Source organism: Herbaspirillum sp. Her2 (genome assembly GCF_057961375.1).
This window is the reverse complement of record NZ_CM176331.1, coordinates 2,209,808-2,224,654: the sequence shown is the minus strand read 5'-3', so window position 1 is coordinate 2,224,654 and position 14,847 is coordinate 2,209,808. Positions and strand designations below refer to the sequence as shown.

Sequence of the window (14,847 nt, the reverse complement as noted above, 5' to 3'; positions counted from 1 at the left end):
AAATTTCTTCACTTTTGTGTAAAACAAGGGCAATTTATAGGAAACCCTTGCTGAGCAAGCATGTCTGAAATGGTCAGTGTGCTTATCAACAGGCTTGTTCACAGTTTTTGTGGATAACTTGCCGGAGGGCTTGGTTTTCCGGGGGGAACAGGCGGGCAGGGCGGGCTGGCAATTTTGCGTATAATGCGCATCCGTTCATGCTGACAATGGCCTGACAAAAGGCCGCTGCCTGATCTTCGTGGCACACATGGTTTTTGTCCACTTTTTCGTTCACCAAGGGTTTGATGCGCCGACTGCTGCTCCTGCTGCTGACTCTGCTGATCCCGCTGCAATTGCTGGCAGCCACGGGAGAGGTACAGCTGCGTGAACAGTTGCGCGAGCAGTTGCAGGTCGCCGCGCCGATGCAGCTGCATGCGCATGCGCATGCGCAGGACCCGGCGGCTGCGCATCATTGCGCGGTTTCTGCTGCGGTTTCTGCGGCCCTGCATCTACCTGCCGACCTTCTCGCATCGGGCAGCCTGTCCGGCGATGATCAACCCGCTGGCATCGATGACGATGACCAACCCAGCGCCCAGGGCGAGCTGGAAGATCCGGCCTTGCCGCCGGCCATCGCCACGCCCGGACTGCACTGGTTTCCTTTTCCCCACGCCTTTCCGGCAAGCCTGAGCTGGTCGTCCTACCTGCGCGACCAGTTGCGTCCTCCTCCGTTGGCATAAGCCCCGCCACATGCGCACCTGCCGCGGGGCAGGGCGCAGGCGCGGTTGCCGCTTCGTGCGCCAGCGCGCTGCTCTGTACTGAACCCATCGTTTGACCCGCCGTGCCGCCGCGTGCGCACGGCACACTTTTGTCCATCAGGAAAAACCATGAAACGCATCGTTCTGTTCCTCGTCACCAACCTGGCCGTGATGCTGGTCTTGAGCTTCACCGCCAGCCTGCTCGGCGTGAACCGTTACCTCACTGCCAACGGCCTCAACTTCGGCATGCTGCTGGTGTTCTGCGGCCTGATGGGGTTTGGCGGCTCCTTCATTTCGCTGTTCATGTCCAAGACCATCGCCAAGTGGTCCACCGGGGCGCGCGTGATCGAGCAGCCGCAGAATTCCACCGAACTGTGGCTGTTGCAAACCGTCCAGACCCTGGCCACCCGTGCCCAGCTGCCCATGCCGGAAGTGGCGGTCTATGACGGCCCGCCCAACGCCTTTGCCACCGGTGCCAGCAAGAGCAATTCGCTGGTGGCGGTCTCCACCGGCCTGCTGCAAGGCATGACCAAGGAAGAAGTGGAAGCCGTGCTGGCCCACGAAGTGGCCCACATCGCCAACGGCGACATGGTCACGCTGACCCTGATCCAGGGCGTGGTCAATACCTTCGTGATGTTCTTCGCGCGCATCGTCGGCTACTTCGTCGACTCTTTCCTGCGCAGGAACAACGAAGAAAACAGCGGCCCCGGCATCGGCTACATGGTGACCGTGTTCGTCTGTGAAATCGTCTTCGGCATCCTGGCCAGCATCATCGTGATGTACTTCTCGCGCCAGCGCGAATACCGCGCCGACGCCGGTGCCGCAGCCCTGATGGGTTCCAAGGTGCCGATGATGAATGCGCTGCGTCGCCTGGGCGGCTTGCAGTCCGACGGCCTGCCGCAGAACCTGCAGGCTTCCGGCATCTCCGGCCGTGAATCCTGGCTGGGCCTGTTCTCCAGCCACCCGCCGCTGGAGTCGCGCATCGCCGCCCTGCAGGCCGCACGCTGATGCCCAGGTGGCGGGCCGTACCGCGCCAAGTGCGGCCCGCCATCGACGGCGCCTGCGTGGCTGTCATGCCCGCGTATTCATGCGCGTGTTAGTCTTTGTGAAGGTTCGTGCCTGCGTTTGCGCGCAGGCATGCAGCCGGCCGGCAGCCAGTGACACAGTCATCTCCAACAAATTCATCCACCTTAGAAAGGAACCCTGACTGATGCCCCATCACACTCCCCTGATCGCCACCATTGTCGGAGGCCTGGTCCTGGCCTTCATCTTCGGGACCCTGGCCCATCGCTTGAAAATGCCGCCGCTGATCGGCTACCTGGTGGCCGGTATCGCCATCGGCCCGTTCACGCCCGGCTTCGTCGGCGATGCCGACCTGGCCCAGGAACTGGCCGAGATCGGGGTGATCCTGCTGATGTTCGGTGTTGGTCTGCACTTTTCGCTGAAGGACCTGCTCTCGGTCAAGAACATCGCCATCCCCGGCGCCGTGGCCCAGATCGCCATTGCCACCTTGCTCGGCATGGGCCTGGGCTGGCTGCTGGGCTGGCCGTTCGGCGAGGGCTTCCTGTTCGGCCTGGCGCTGTCGGTGGCCAGTACCGTGGTGCTGTTGAAGGCACTCCAGGAACGCCGCCTGGTGGAAACCCAGCGCGGCCGCATCGCCGTGGGCTGGCTCATCGTCGAGGACATTGCCATGGTGCTGGCGCTGGTACTGATTCCGGCGCTCTCCGGCATCCTGGGCGGCAAGGGCGAGGCACTCTCCGGCAATGCCGTGCTGCTGACCCTGGGGCTGACGCTGGGCAAGGTGGTGGCCTTCGTGGCGGTGATGCTCATCGTCGGGCGCCGCGTCATTCCGTGGATCCTGGAGCGCATCGCCGATACCGGCTCGCGTGAACTGTTCCGCCTGGCCGTGCTGGCCATCGCGCTGGGCTTTGCGCTGGGGTCGGCTTATGTGTTCGGGGTGTCCTTCGCGCTGGGGGCCTTCTTCGCCGGCATGATCCTGTCGGAATCCGAACTGAGCCACCGTGCCGCCGAAGAATCGCTGCCGCTGCGCGATGCCTTCTCCGTGCTGTTCTTCGTCTCGGTGGGCATGCTGTTCGATCCGTCGATCCTGGTGCGTGAACCGCTGCTGGTGGTGGCCACCGTGCTCATCATCGTGGTCGGCAAGTCGCTGGCCGCCTGGCTGATCGTGCGCGCATTCGGTCACCCGAATTCGACGGCGCTGACCATTTCCGCCAGCCTGGCGCAGATTGGTGAATTTTCTTTCATCCTGGCCACACTCGGCCTGTCGCTGGACCTGCTCTCGCCGATGGCGCGCGACCTGATCCTGGGCGGCGCCATCCTGTCGATCCTGATCAATCCCTTGCTGTTCTCGCTGCTGGATCGCTACGAGGCGCGCCACGCCGAACCTGCCGAGGTGCAGGATGTACCGCCCACGGTCGACCTGCAGGATCACGTGGTGCTGGTCGGCTACGGCCGGGTCGGCCGGGGCATCGGCGAGCAGTTGCGTGCGCAGGGCAAGCCTTTCGTGGTGATCGAGGCGCAGCGCGAACATCTGGATGCATTGCGCCAGGATGGTGTGCCGGCGCTGTACGGCAATGCCGCCCAGAGCGAGCTGCTCAAGGCCGCCGCTGTGGAGCGCGCACGTTGGCTGCTGGTGGCGATACCGGAAGTGTTCGAGGCCGGGCAGGTGATCGAAAATGCACTGGAACTCAATGCCGGCCTGAAGGTAGTGGCGCGCGCCCATTCCGATGCCGAGATCGAGCACCTGGAAAAGCATGGTGCCCAGCGCGTCATCATGGGCGAGCGCGAAATCGCCCGCGGCATGCTGGAGTCGGTGGGGCAGGGTGCCTGACGCCGGCCGAGCGGATTTGCGCTGCGCGCCTGCAGCATTTTTGTTCACGTGCTAAAGTCGCGGCTGCTGTTGCGGCGGACTCTTTGTCCGCTGCGCGGCAACAAGTTCTCGGGGCGGGGTGAAACTCCCCACCGGCGGTAATCAGGCGGCACCTGGCGGTGTTGCGTGTAGCCCGCGAGCGCCCGGCCTGTCGCCACGACGAGCCGGGGTCAGCAGACCCGGTGTGATTCCGGGGCCGACGGTCATAGTCCGGATGAAAGAGAACGGGATGTCCCGTGTCGTGCCGCTTTTTTGGCGGTGCGAGCGGCCGCGCATTCCCACGCCCTGTTTATTCATCGAACAGGAGTCCTGAACCATGTCGCAATCGCATCAATCGCATCTGTCTGCCGTCCCTTCCCACCACGGTCAACGTATCGCCTTCGTCCAGGCCAGCTGGCACAAGGACATCGTCGACCAGTGCCGCATTGCCTTCACCGAGGAAATGGCCAAGCTGGGCTGGCCCACCTCCAGCATCGATTTCTTCGAACTGCCCGGTGCCTTCGAAATCCCCCTGCACGCCAAGGTCCTGGCCAAGACCGGCAAGTATGCCGGCATCGTCGCCAGCGGCCTGGTGGTCGATGGTGGCATCTACCGTCATGACTTCGTGGCGCAATCGGTCATCTCGGCGCTGATGCAGGTGCAGCTGGAGACCGAAGTGCCGGTCTTCTCGGCCGTGCTGACCCCGCATCACTTCCACTCGCACGGCGAGCATCACGATTACTTCCACCAGCATTTCCTGGTCAAGGGACGTGAAGCCGCGCACGCTTGCGCCACCACGGTCGCCAAGCTGGCGGAAGTCCGCGCAGCCGATGCTGCGCAGCGCAGCCTGAACGCGGCCTGAGGCCCGGCCCCGGCCGTCTGCGCTTCTGATGCAGGCGGCTGAAGCAGCGATTTCGGGCGATCCGTCGGTAACGCCCGCCGGGCGCGGAAGTGGGCAAATTTTGCTTCACATTGTGATTAACATTTGTGAAGCATTTGCTTACAACCCTTACGGCTTTCGCCTAGAGTTGTCAGGATTCGGGGGATATAGTCACGCTACGTCATTCAGAACAACGAGGAGCTATCGTGAAAAAGTCGATTTCCCTGATTGCCGGCATGGCTGTCTTTGCTGCCGTTGCCGGTCTGTCCGCAGCACCGGCCATGGCCGGGCATGTCTCCATCGGCGTCAATATCGGCGTCCCGGCTTACGTGGCTCCGCAGCCTGTGTACGTGCAGCCGGCCCCGGTCTATGCCCCGCCGCCGCCGGTGTATGTGCGCCCGGCACCGGTCTATTACTCACCGGCCCCGGTGTATGTGGAGCGCGAGTATTACCATCGCGGCCATCATCGTCACTGGCACCGTCCGCCTCCGGGCTACGGCTACTGGGGTCGTTGATCCCCGGGCAGCAGGCAAGAAAAATGGCGGCTTGAAGGCCGCCATTTTTTCGTTCCTACAACGCGTTCATTCAACGCTCTGCTATCGTGCACTGCTGAAATCAGGCATCCCTCATTTCTTCGCCGGTGCGGTGTCGTCATCGACATCCACCAGCAGATAGCGCTCGGCCGCGCCGAAAAAGCGATCGTAGAAGTCCGGCGAGCGGATGGTTTCGCTGGAGACGCGCACCATTGAATCATCGCTGGCGGCAAAGGGCATCGACACCGACCCCAACACGCTCACGCCCAGGCTGGCCGAGCTGTTGCTCTTCTTGATGCCGTAGCCATCCTGGGTGGCACTGGCGAACATGGTCGAGCTTTTACCGTTGCCATTGGAGGCGCAGACCACGTGGAAGGCGATTTCCATGTGTTTGTCGCTGGCGGGTTGGAAGCTCTTGTTGCCATCCAGGGTGTTGTCGGTGGACTTGCTGATGACGTAGCCCTGGCCCAGCAAGGCGCGGCGGGCGGCTTCGCAGACGGCTTTTTCACTGCCGGGGAAGCTGCGCGAGAAGGCGCTGGTATCGTTGAATTCCTCCTGATGATAGAAGGCGGTCTTGCCGGTGGTGCAGGCGGTCAGGCCCAGCGTGGCGGCAGTGATGACGAAAAACGGGACAGAAAAACGCGGGCGCGGCATGCAGCGGATCTCCAGCAACAGTGAGGGGTGGCGTGAATTGTAAAGGATTCAGCTGGTACAGAGTTTGGGCGGATGGTAAAGATCCGTAACAGATGAAGTATCACCTGATGAGAACAGTCAATGAAGACGCGCGCAGGGCGGCGCCATGAAGGTAAAATCACTTGTCGAATTGCCTGACTGAAAGTAATGTTAGGAAATTCTAGGGAGTGGTCTTCCATCGGGACGATCATGAATCTGCGCGGCAAGCCGTGCACATTCGCAAACGGCCTCGTCAAGGAACATGGATAAAAATCAAAAAGCGGAATTGGAGCGCATCCAGAAGGAGCTGGTGGACGCACACAATAAGGCTGCGTGGCAGATGGCCGCAACGATCATCAAGGCCTCGCTGGTCAAGAACGGCATGGACCAGCCGCCCACCCCGGCCGAGCTGGCCGACCTCAATGCCACCATCACCAATCTGCGCAGCGTGGCGGAGGATGCGCTGGAGTTGCTCAAGCGCTGACGGCCGGGCCCCGGCACTGTCGGCTGACCTGGCTGGCGCACTTGGTCAAGTCCAACACAAAAAGGACACTTCCGTGTCCCGTTGCCTTACTCTTCATCTCTTTTGAATCAAGTGGTGGGGGTAGTCGGAATCGAACCGACACGGCCTTGCGGCCGAGGGATTTTAAGTCCCTTGTGTCTACCAATTTCACCATACCCCCGGTCTCGCAGTCGTCGCCATGCCGCACGCAGGTGGGCTGGCTGAACTGTCTTGGTCATCGCCTGTGCTGCCGCGATGCCGGCGAGGGCCGCCGGAAAAGGGACGCATTATAGCAGCGACTTGCGCCGCATCATTTGTTTTTTCCTGCGGAAATTTCTGAATTTTTCTTGCGACGGAGGCCGGCGCGTCCGTCGCGTCGTTTACCTTCGGCAGACAGCATTCCCTCCTGTTCCAGGGTGCCATTTCCGGCCGACAAGCTGTCTTGAAAGGGTAGAATGACGACTTCTTTCATCTGGAAGGCCCTCACCATGACTGAAGCGGTAGTCAAGACAGTGCAGTGCATTTCGCCCGCCGGCCTGCATACCATGGCCTACAAGGAGTGGGGCGATGCGCGCAATCCCAATGTGCTGGTGTGCGTGCACGGTGTCACCCGGGTCTCCGACGATTTCGACCGCATGGCCCGCGAGCTCTGCGATACCTATCGCGTGATCTGCCCGGATGTGGTCGGACGCGGCCGTTCCGGACGGCTGGCCAATCCGCAGTTTTACACGGTCCCGCAATACGTGAGCGACATGGTGACCCTGCTGGCACGCGCCGATGCCGAGATCGTCGACTGGTTCGGTACCTCCATGGGTGGCCTGATCGGCATGGGCCTGGCCTCGCTGCCGGGCAATCCCATCCGCCGCCTGGTGCTCAACGACATCGGCCCTTCGATCAACGGTGCCGCCCTGGCGCGCATCGGCGACTACATCGGCCAGGACGTGCGCTTCGATACCTTCGAGGAGGCCGCCCAGTTCATCCGTACCATTTCCGTCAGTTTCGGTCAGCACAGCGATGAAGAATGGCACAAGCTGGCCAAGGATGTGCTGCGCCAGAATGAAGAGGGCAAGTGGGTGCGCCATTACGACCTGGGCCTGGCGGTCCCCTTCAAGCTGACCACGCCGGAAGCCGCCAGCGCGGCCGAACAGATGCTGTGGGCAGCTTATGACGCCATCCGCTGTCCGACCCTGGTGGTACGCGGCGCCCAGTCCGACCTGCTGCTGCCGGAAGTGGCACAGGAGATGACCCGTCGCGGCCCCAAGGCCAAACTGGTGGAACTGCCCGACGTGGGGCACGCTCCCACCTTCATGCATGCCCCGCAGATCGAGGTGGCGCGCCAGTTCCTGCTGGGCTGAGCGGCTCCCGATCCGATTACGTTTTTCATCACCGGCGCGCATTGCCGCCGGGTTTTACTAGGAAGGAAATTTCATGTCCGTACAACGTCTGCACGTCGGCAAGCGTCTCTCCGAAGTCGCCATTCACAACGGTACCGTCTACCTGGCCGGCCAGATCGCCGAAGACGCCACCCAGAACATCGAAGGCCAGACCCGCGAAGTGCTGGGTCACATCGACCGCCTGCTGGCTGAAGCCGGCAGCGACAAGACCAAGATCCTGTCGTGCCAGATTTTCCTCTCTGACGTGAAGGACTTCGCTGGCATGAACGCCGTCTGGGACGAGTGGGTCGCCCCCGGCAATGCGCCCCCGCGCGCCACCGTCGAAGCCAAGCTGGCCCGTCCTGAACTGCTGGTGGAAATCATCATCGTCGCTGCACAGAAGTAATTTATGGTTTCGGTTGCAAGTACCCAGGGCGAAGGCCTGGCGGCCATTACCGCCGGCCTCGGTCCTGACGATGTCGCACGGGTCGAGCAGGCGCTGGCCGAACTCGAGCCGCTGTATGCCGACAGGCAGATCCTGTCCGGGCAGAATGCACTGCAATTCGCGGTCTCGGTGGCCACCGTGCTGACGGCACTCAATGTCGATGCCGCCACCCGCATCGCCGGGCTGGCCTTCGAAGCCCAGATGCTGCATCCCGAGCTGGAAGAAAAGCTGGAAGAACGCTTCGGCAAGGAAATCGCCGAGCTGGTGGGCAATGTGCGCCAGCTGATGCGTTTTCACAGCCTGAGCTTCCAGCCGCAGAACCAGGAAGTTTTGCGCGGCAAGAACGCTGCCCAGCAGGCCGCCGCCCAGGTGGAAACCCTGCGCAAGATGCTGCTGGCCATGGCCACCGACATGCGCGCGGTGCTGGTGCGCCTGGCCTCGCGCGTTGCCACGCTGCGCTACTTCGCCGAGACCAAGCAGGAGAACGAAGCCAGCGCCCAGTATGCGCGCCAGACCTTCGATCTCTACGCGCCGCTGGCCAACCGGCTGGGCATCTGGCAACTGAAGTGGGAACTGGAAGACCTGTCCTTCCGTTTCCTGGAGCCGGTGACCTACAAGCGCATCGCCAAGATGCTGGAAGAAAAGCGGCTGGAGCGCGAAGCCTTCGTGGCCAACGCGATCACGCGCCTGCGCACCGAGATGGCGGCGCAGGATATCCGCGCCGAGGTCAGCGGCCGGCCCAAGCACATCTACAGCATCTGGAACAAGATGCGTGGCAAGTCCATCGATTTCTCCGAGCTCTACGATGTGCGAGCCTTCCGCGTCATCGTTGATGATGTGAAGACTTGTTATTCAGTGCTGGGCATCGTGCACAACATCTGGACGCCGATTCCCGAAGAGTTCGACGACTACATCTCGCGTCCCAAACAGAACGGTTACCAGTCCCTGCACACGGTGGTCATGGCCGAAGATGGCCGGGCGCTGGAAGTGCAGATCCGTACGCACGAAATGCACCACTTCGCCGAATACGGCGTGGCGGCACACTGGCGCTACAAGGAAAGCGGCGGCTCCAATTTCTCGGCGCAGAAATATGACGAGAAGATCGCCTGGCTGCGTCAGCTGCTGGCCTGGAAGAACGAAGTCACCGATGCCGTGGTGGACCAGGAAGAAGTACGCCGCGATTGGGTGCAGAAGCTCAAGTCGGCCACGCTGGACGAGCGCATTTATGTACTGACACCGCAGGCGCGCGTGATCGAATTGCCCAGCGGCGCCACGCCGATCGACTTTGCCTATCACCTGCACAGCGATGTCGGCCACCGCTGCCGCGGGGCGCGGGTGGATGGCGTGATGGTGCCGCTGAACACCACGCTCAAGAACGGCCAGACAGTCGAGATCATCACGGCCAAGAGCGGTCCCGGTGTGGGGCCGTCGCGCGACTGGCTCAGTGCCGATTACACGGCCAGTTCGCGTACGCGCTCCAAGATCCGCGCCTGGTTCAATGCCATTGAGCAGCAGGAGACGCTTTCCGTCGGGCGCGGCTTGCTGGAAAAGACCTTGCAGCGCGAAGGCAAGACCGCCGTCAACCTCGAAGAGCTGGCCCAGAAGCTGGGCTTCGCCAAGGTCGATGACCTGTGCCTGGCACTGGCCAAGGAAGAATTCAGCCTGCGGCATGTGGAGCAGGCGCTGCATCAGGGCGAGGAAAAGAAGCCAGAGATCGATGATGAAGCCCTCATCACGCGCAAGAGCCGTGCATCGAGCATCGTGCAGGGCGCCAAGTCGGGCGTACTGGTGGTCGGTACCGATGGCCTGCTGACCCAGCTGGCGCGCTGCTGCAAGCCGGCACCGCCGGATGTGATCGCCGGCTTTGTCACGCGCGGCAAGGGGGTGTCCATCCATCGGGTCAACTGCAAGAACTTCGCCGAGATGAGCTTGCATGCGCCGGAACGGGTGATCCAGACCACTTGGGGCGCACCGGCCCGCGATACCGTGTATCCGGTCGACATCTTCGTGCTAGCCAGCGATCGCCAAGGTTTGCTGCGCGATATCTCCGATATCTTCCTGCGCGACAAGATCAACGTGATCGGGGTGAGCACGCAAAGCGTGAAGGGACATGCGCGCATGGCCTTTACCGCCGAGATCGGCTCGACCGAGCAACTGCAGAAAGCGCTTACGGTGATTCGCGAGGTCAAGGGTGTGATCGAGGCCAAGCGGCAGTAATGCTCGGGCGTCCGCTAGTGCAGTCAGGGGAGGGCAGGGAGGCTGGATGCTTGGCGAAATATGCTAACTATTTTTAATTTTTCATCATTTACCCCTTGGCAAATTTTGAAAAGCCTCCTATACTCTCGCTTCTTCGTTAGGCGCGTAGCTCAGCTGGTTAGAGCACTACCTTGACATGGTAGGGGTCGTTGGTTCGAGTCCAATCGTGCCTACCAATTCTTCTGGTTCCATTCGGAGCGGGTGAGTTGGGGCGAAGCAAACAAAAGGAGGCGCGTTCTCGGCTTCCTTTTTTGTTTTATCAAGTTCTTGCAGTCTTCGATAGGCGCGTAGCTCAGCTGGTTAGAGCACTACCTTGACATGGTAGGGGTCGTTGGTTCGAGTCCAATCGTGCCTACCAATTCGTTTGCTTCCTGATGGGGTAAAGGGGTTGGTTGAAGAAAACTGCAGAAATCAACAAAAGGAAGCGCATTGGCGGCTTCCTTTTTGTTTTTCTGCCTTCCTTTTCTTTCACTTCATTCCACCTTTCCTGTGTTCTGACTGCAGCTGACGCTGATCTCGCTTCGGCTGCGCGCCTGGCTTTGCGAAGGGTCAATCGCAGGTGTAAAAAAGCGCATCGCATGAAGGAATGTGCCAGATGTTTCGCGGAAGCATCTAAAAATGCTTTACACTTGCGTCGAATTTTTTCGGCAACAACATCTCCAATCCTCATTTTCACGGTTCAGCGAATTTTCCTATGGCAGCAGATGATCAGTATTTCCTCGTGGTTGATGACTTTTCGACGATGCGTCGCATTGTCAGCGGCCTGCTGAAGGAGCTCGAATACACCAAGATGGTGGAGGCCGATGATGGCTCTTCCGCGCTGAAGATCCTGGAGGCGGGTGCCTTGCCGGTGACCTTCGTGCTGACCGACTGGAACATGCCGGGCATGGATGGCCTGACGCTGCTCAAGAAGATCCGCGCAACGCCTTCTCTGGCGCACTTGCCGGTGCTCATGATCACGGCCGAAGCCAAGAAGGAAAACATCGTCATGGCGGCGCAGTCCGGCGCGGATGGCTATATCGTCAAGCCCTTTACGGCGGCCACCCTGAAGGAAAAGATCGAAAAGATCCTGGCGCGGCGCGCTACGATGGCCAACGCGTAATCGGCGGCTGAATCCGGATTTGGGTGCAGCTGGTCCAGAACGTATCAACGGCGTCCTCGGATGCCGTTTTGCGTTTGGGGATCAAGCTTCAGTTTCCGGCTGTCGAAGATGACGGAGTTTGCTTGTCATCGCTGTTTCCGGGAGGTCGCGGCGACCTGCAGGGCCGTGGTGACGGCGGTCCCCGGCGGTGCCATGCGGGAGTGGTGACGATGCCCGTGCAAAGTTTGCTATAATGCGCGGCCACGGCCTGATCTGTCCTTGTCGGCAGCGGCCTCCAGAATTCATCCCCTCATCTGTAAGAGCGAGAAAGGCAAACCGGTTATGACACCGCGAACTACCACCGAGGTTTTCACGCGACGCTAGTCGGGTTCTTTTTCGTCTTTTGAAAAAGCGCGGCTGGTCCGCGTTTTTTTTCGTCCTTCTTTTCGACATTACCCTCAACAGGCAAGGCAGCAAGGCTGCCGACATGGAGTGCACAATGGTTTCAGTTCGTCTTCCCGATGGTTCGCAACGCCAGTTCGACAACCCGGTCACCGTGGCGCAGGTCGCCGCCAACATCGGCACCGGCCTGGCCAAGGCGGCCCTGGCTGGCCGCGTCGATGGCAAGCTGGTCGATACCTCTTATCTGATCGACAAGGATGCCGACCTGGCCATCATCACCGACAAGGATCCGGACGGTCTGGAGGTGATTCGCCACTCCACCGCTCACTTGCTGGCTTATGCGGTCAAGGAGCTGTTCCCTGAGGCGCAAGTCACCATTGGTCCGGTCATCGACAACGGTTTCTATTACGACTTCTCGTACAAGCGTCCCTTCACCCCGGAAGACCTGCAAGCCATCGAAAAGAAAATGGCCGAGCTGGCCAAGAAGGATGAGCCGGTTACCCGCAAGGTGCTGCCGCGTGATGAGGCCGTGGCTTACTTCAAGTCCATCGGCGAAGCTTACAAGGCCGAGATCATTGCTTCGATTCCGCAGAATGAAGACGTGTCGCTGTACACCGAAGGCAGCTTCACCGACCTGTGCCGCGGCCCGCACGTGCCGTCCACCGGCAAGCTGAAGGTGTTCAAGCTGATGAAGCTGGCTGGCGCTTACTGGCGTGGCGATTCCAACAACGAGATGCTGCAGCGTGTCTATGGCACCGCCTGGGCCAAGAAGGAAGATCAGGAAGCCTACCTGCACATGCTGGAAGAGGCTGAAAAGCGCGACCACCGCAAGCTGGGCCGTGCGCTGGACCTGTTCCACTTCCAGGATGAGGCCCCGGGCCTGATTTTCTGGCATCCCAAGGGCTGGACCATCTGGCAGCAAGTGGAGCAGTACATGCGCCGCGTCTACCAGGACAACGGCTATCAGGAGGTGAAGGCGCCGCAGATCCTGGATCGCTCGCTGTGGGAAAAGACCGGCCACTGGGAGAACTATCGTGAAAACATGTTCACGACCGAGTCGGAAAACCGCGCCTATGCCCTGAAGCCCATGAACTGCCCGGGCCACATCCAGATTTTCAATTCGGGTCTGCACAGCTACCGCGACCTGCCGCTGCGCTACGGCGAATTCGGCCAGTGCCACCGCAACGAGCCTTCCGGCGCGCTGCACGGCATGATGCGCGTGCGCGGCTTTACCCAGGATGACGGTCACATCTTCTGTACCGAAGACCAGATCCAGGAAGAAGTGGCTGCCTTCAACCGCGTGGTGCGTGAAGTTTACGACTGCTTCGGTTTCAAGGAAGTGGCCGTGAAGCTGGCCCTGCGTCCGGAAAAGCGCATCGGCGCGGAAGAAGTCTGGGACAAGGCCGAGAACGCCCTGCGTGAAGCCATCCGCGCCTCCGGTTCGGAGTGGGAAGAGCTGCCGGGCGAAGGGGCTTTCTATGGTCCCAAGATCGAGTATCACCTGAAGGATTCGATCGGCCGTTCCTGGCAGTGCGGCACCATGCAGGTGGACTTCTCCATGCCGGCGCGCCTGGGGGCGGAGTATGTCACCGAAGACAACAACCGCAAGGTGCCCGTGATGTTGCACCGGGCCATCGTTGGCTCGCTGGAGCGCTTCATCGCCATCCTGATCGAAAACCACGCCGGTGCCATGCCCTTGTGGCTGGCGCCAACGCAGGTTGTCATCCTGAATATTTCCGATGCGCAGGCGGATTATGTGCAGAACGTTGCACAAACGCTGAAAAAACAAGGGTTTAGGGTCGAGACCGATTTGCGCAACGAGAAGATTACCTATAAAATACGGCAGCATTCCATTCAGAAGCCGCCCTATATCCTGGTTGTCGGCGATAAAGAACGGGATGCAAACACTGTGGCCGTGCGAGCGCGGGGCAATGTCGATCTGGGCGTGATGTCCATCGACACCTTGGTGGAGCGCCTCAAGGATGAGGTGGCCGCCAAAGCCTGAGACGGGGAAGCCTAGGGCTTCCTCCCAGCGCAAGAGCACGGCTTAATTCATTGGATTTTAAAAGGAAACTGCAATAGCTACTGACAAGTCGCATCGCCTCAACCGCGAGATCACTGCACCGGAAGTGCGCCTTTCGGGTGTCGACAACGAGCCTCTGGGTATCGTCAGCCTGGCCGAAGCCTTACGGCTTTCCGAAGAGGCTGAAGTCGATCTGGTCGAGATTGCGCCCACTGCGCAACCTCCGGTCTGCCGTCTGATGGACTACGGCAAGTTCAAGTACCAGGAGCAGAAGAAGGCACACGAGGCCAAGCTCAAGCAGAAGGTCATCCAGGTCAAGGAAGTCAAGTTCCGTCCGGGTACCGATGATGGCGATTACAACATCAAGCTGCGCAACCTGACCAAGTTCCTGGAAGAGGGTGATAAGACCAAGATCACGCTGCGTTTCCGCGGCCGTGAAATGGCTCACCAGGAAATCGGCATGCGCGTGCTGGAGCGTCTGAAGGCTGATCTGGAGCCGTATGGCCAGGTCGAGCAGTTTCCCAAGATGGAAGGCCGCCAGATGATCATGGTGCTGGCGCCCAAGAAAAAGAAATAAATCGTTTATAACGTTTATATATTTTTCGTTTTTCCAGGTTGTACGTCGCAGTTTCAGTCTAGCCGTATCAGGACGACATCCCTCCGGTGTCGTCCATGCCGCAGCAGCCAGGGCAATCCAGGCGGTGGCGGCAGTGTAGGGCCGACAAAGGATTTGCTGGGCGCAGGCAACTGCGTCAGGCAAAAGCAGCGGGTTCACCCGCTGTCAAATAAGTGAGAGCAGGCATCCAAGAGCAGCGAGCGTGCTGCCACCTGCAATCATCAAAAAATGGAGCTGTCCGAAAGGACAGAGTTGCTATGCCTAAGATGAAATCGAAGAGCAGCGCGAAGAAGCGTTTTCGCGTCCGCCCGGGCGGTACCGTCAAGCGCGGTCAAGCCTTCAAGCGTCACATCCTGACCAAGAAGACCACCAAGAACAAGCGTCAACTGCGCGGTACCGAGGGCGTCCATGAGACGAACCTGAATTCCGTTCGCGCGATGCTGCCGTTCGCTTAACCTCAC

At 60.5% G+C, this 14,847-nt stretch carries 15 protein-coding genes, 3 tRNA genes and 1 riboswitch; of the genes, 15 read left to right on the top strand and 3 right to left on the bottom strand.

From position 1 onward, the window contains the following. The first annotated feature begins 284 nt into the window (after nt 1–284). From ACWHXP_RS10090 to ACWHXP_RS10070, 5 genes are all read left to right on the top strand, one after another. Nucleotides 285–716, top strand: coding sequence for a hypothetical protein (locus ACWHXP_RS10090; RefSeq protein ID WP_489633922.1), 432 nt, complete (start codon nt 285–287; stop codon nt 714–716). A 147-nt stretch (nt 717–863) separates the two neighbouring features. Next, nucleotides 864–1,742, top strand: coding sequence for a protease HtpX (gene htpX / locus ACWHXP_RS10085; RefSeq protein ID WP_008328006.1), 879 nt, complete (start codon nt 864–866; stop codon nt 1,740–1,742). Between the two features lie 202 nt (nt 1,743–1,944). Further along, nucleotides 1,945–3,585, top strand: coding sequence for a YbaL family putative K(+) efflux transporter (gene ybaL / locus ACWHXP_RS10080; protein ID WP_489633923.1), 1,641 nt, complete (start codon nt 1,945–1,947; stop codon nt 3,583–3,585). Between the two features lie 100 nt (nt 3,586–3,685). Then, nucleotides 3,686–3,854, top strand: a riboswitch (FMN riboswitch). Between the two features lie 86 nt (nt 3,855–3,940). Continuing rightward, nucleotides 3,941–4,465, top strand: coding sequence for a 6,7-dimethyl-8-ribityllumazine synthase (locus ACWHXP_RS10075; RefSeq protein ID WP_489625327.1), 525 nt, complete (start codon nt 3,941–3,943; stop codon nt 4,463–4,465). Nucleotides 4,466–4,689: 224 nt separating this feature from the next. Continuing rightward, nucleotides 4,690–4,998 carry a hypothetical protein gene (locus tag ACWHXP_RS10070; RefSeq protein WP_489633924.1) on the top strand — a complete coding sequence of 103 codons (309 nt, stop codon included), beginning with the start codon at nt 4,690–4,692 and terminating at the stop codon, nt 4,996–4,998. Nucleotides 4,999–5,109: 111 nt separating this feature from the next. Here ACWHXP_RS10070 and ACWHXP_RS10065 read toward each other — a convergent pair whose 3' ends face one another. Further along, complete coding sequence (locus tag ACWHXP_RS10065) at nt 5,110–5,670, bottom strand: DUF2242 domain-containing protein (protein WP_121039598.1); 561 nt, start codon at nt 5,668–5,670, stop codon at nt 5,110–5,112. Nucleotides 5,671–5,998: 328 nt separating this feature from the next. Here ACWHXP_RS10065 and ACWHXP_RS10060 point away from each other — a divergent pair, with 328 nt between their 5' ends. After that, entirely contained in the window at nt 5,999–6,172 is a 174-nt protein-coding gene (locus ACWHXP_RS10060) for a hypothetical protein (protein ID WP_227022621.1), read from the top strand. 112 nt (nt 6,173–6,284) lie between these two features. Here the strand turns inward: ACWHXP_RS10060 and ACWHXP_RS10055 are convergent. Together ACWHXP_RS10055 and ACWHXP_RS10050 are read right to left on the bottom strand one after the other, a co-directional pair. Further along, a tRNA-Leu gene (locus ACWHXP_RS10055) sits at nt 6,285–6,371 on the bottom strand. Between the two features lie 129 nt (nt 6,372–6,500). After that, nucleotides 6,501–6,662 (bottom strand): hypothetical protein, encoded by a 162-nt coding sequence (locus ACWHXP_RS10050; RefSeq protein WP_166675540.1) that lies wholly within the window; start codon nt 6,660–6,662, stop codon nt 6,501–6,503. Between the two features lie 16 nt (nt 6,663–6,678). Between ACWHXP_RS10050 and ACWHXP_RS10045 the strand changes: the two genes are divergently transcribed. The 9 genes from ACWHXP_RS10045 (at nt 6,679) to rpmI (ending at nt 14,841) form a co-directional block, all read left to right on the top strand. Further along, on the top strand, nt 6,679–7,545 hold the full coding sequence (locus ACWHXP_RS10045) for an alpha/beta fold hydrolase (protein WP_134224070.1): 867 nt from the start codon (nt 6,679–6,681) through the stop codon (nt 7,543–7,545). A gap of 73 nt (nt 7,546–7,618) precedes the next feature. Then, nucleotides 7,619–7,969 (top strand): RidA family protein, encoded by a 351-nt coding sequence (locus ACWHXP_RS10040; RefSeq protein ID WP_008328017.1) that lies wholly within the window; start codon nt 7,619–7,621, stop codon nt 7,967–7,969. 3 nt (nt 7,970–7,972) lie between these two features. Further along, the gene (locus ACWHXP_RS10035; RefSeq protein WP_209569113.1) at nt 7,973–10,225 is read left to right on the top strand and encodes a RelA/SpoT family protein; all 2,253 of its coding nucleotides are present in this window, start codon (nt 7,973–7,975) and stop codon (nt 10,223–10,225) included. A 138-nt stretch (nt 10,226–10,363) separates the two neighbouring features. Continuing rightward, nucleotides 10,364–10,440 (top strand) — tRNA-Val (locus ACWHXP_RS10030). Nucleotides 10,441–10,545: 105 nt separating this feature from the next. Beyond that, nucleotides 10,546–10,622, top strand: a tRNA-Val gene (locus ACWHXP_RS10025). A gap of 336 nt (nt 10,623–10,958) precedes the next feature. Further along, entirely contained in the window at nt 10,959–11,366 is a 408-nt protein-coding gene (locus tag ACWHXP_RS10020) for a response regulator (RefSeq protein ID WP_209580743.1), read from the top strand. Between the two features lie 478 nt (nt 11,367–11,844). Next, complete coding sequence (gene thrS / locus ACWHXP_RS10015; RefSeq protein WP_039786292.1) at nt 11,845–13,752, top strand: threonine--tRNA ligase; 1,908 nt, start codon at nt 11,845–11,847, stop codon at nt 13,750–13,752. Between the two features lie 73 nt (nt 13,753–13,825). Continuing rightward, a complete protein-coding gene (gene infC / locus ACWHXP_RS10010) occupies nt 13,826–14,347 on the top strand; it encodes a translation initiation factor IF-3 (RefSeq protein WP_083859511.1) in 522 nt (173 codons plus the stop codon). Nucleotides 14,348–14,643: 296 nt separating this feature from the next. Next, the gene (gene rpmI / locus ACWHXP_RS10005; RefSeq protein WP_006712688.1) at nt 14,644–14,841 is read left to right on the top strand and encodes a 50S ribosomal protein L35; all 198 of its coding nucleotides are present in this window, start codon (nt 14,644–14,646) and stop codon (nt 14,839–14,841) included. Nucleotides 14,842–14,847 lie beyond the last annotated feature (6 nt).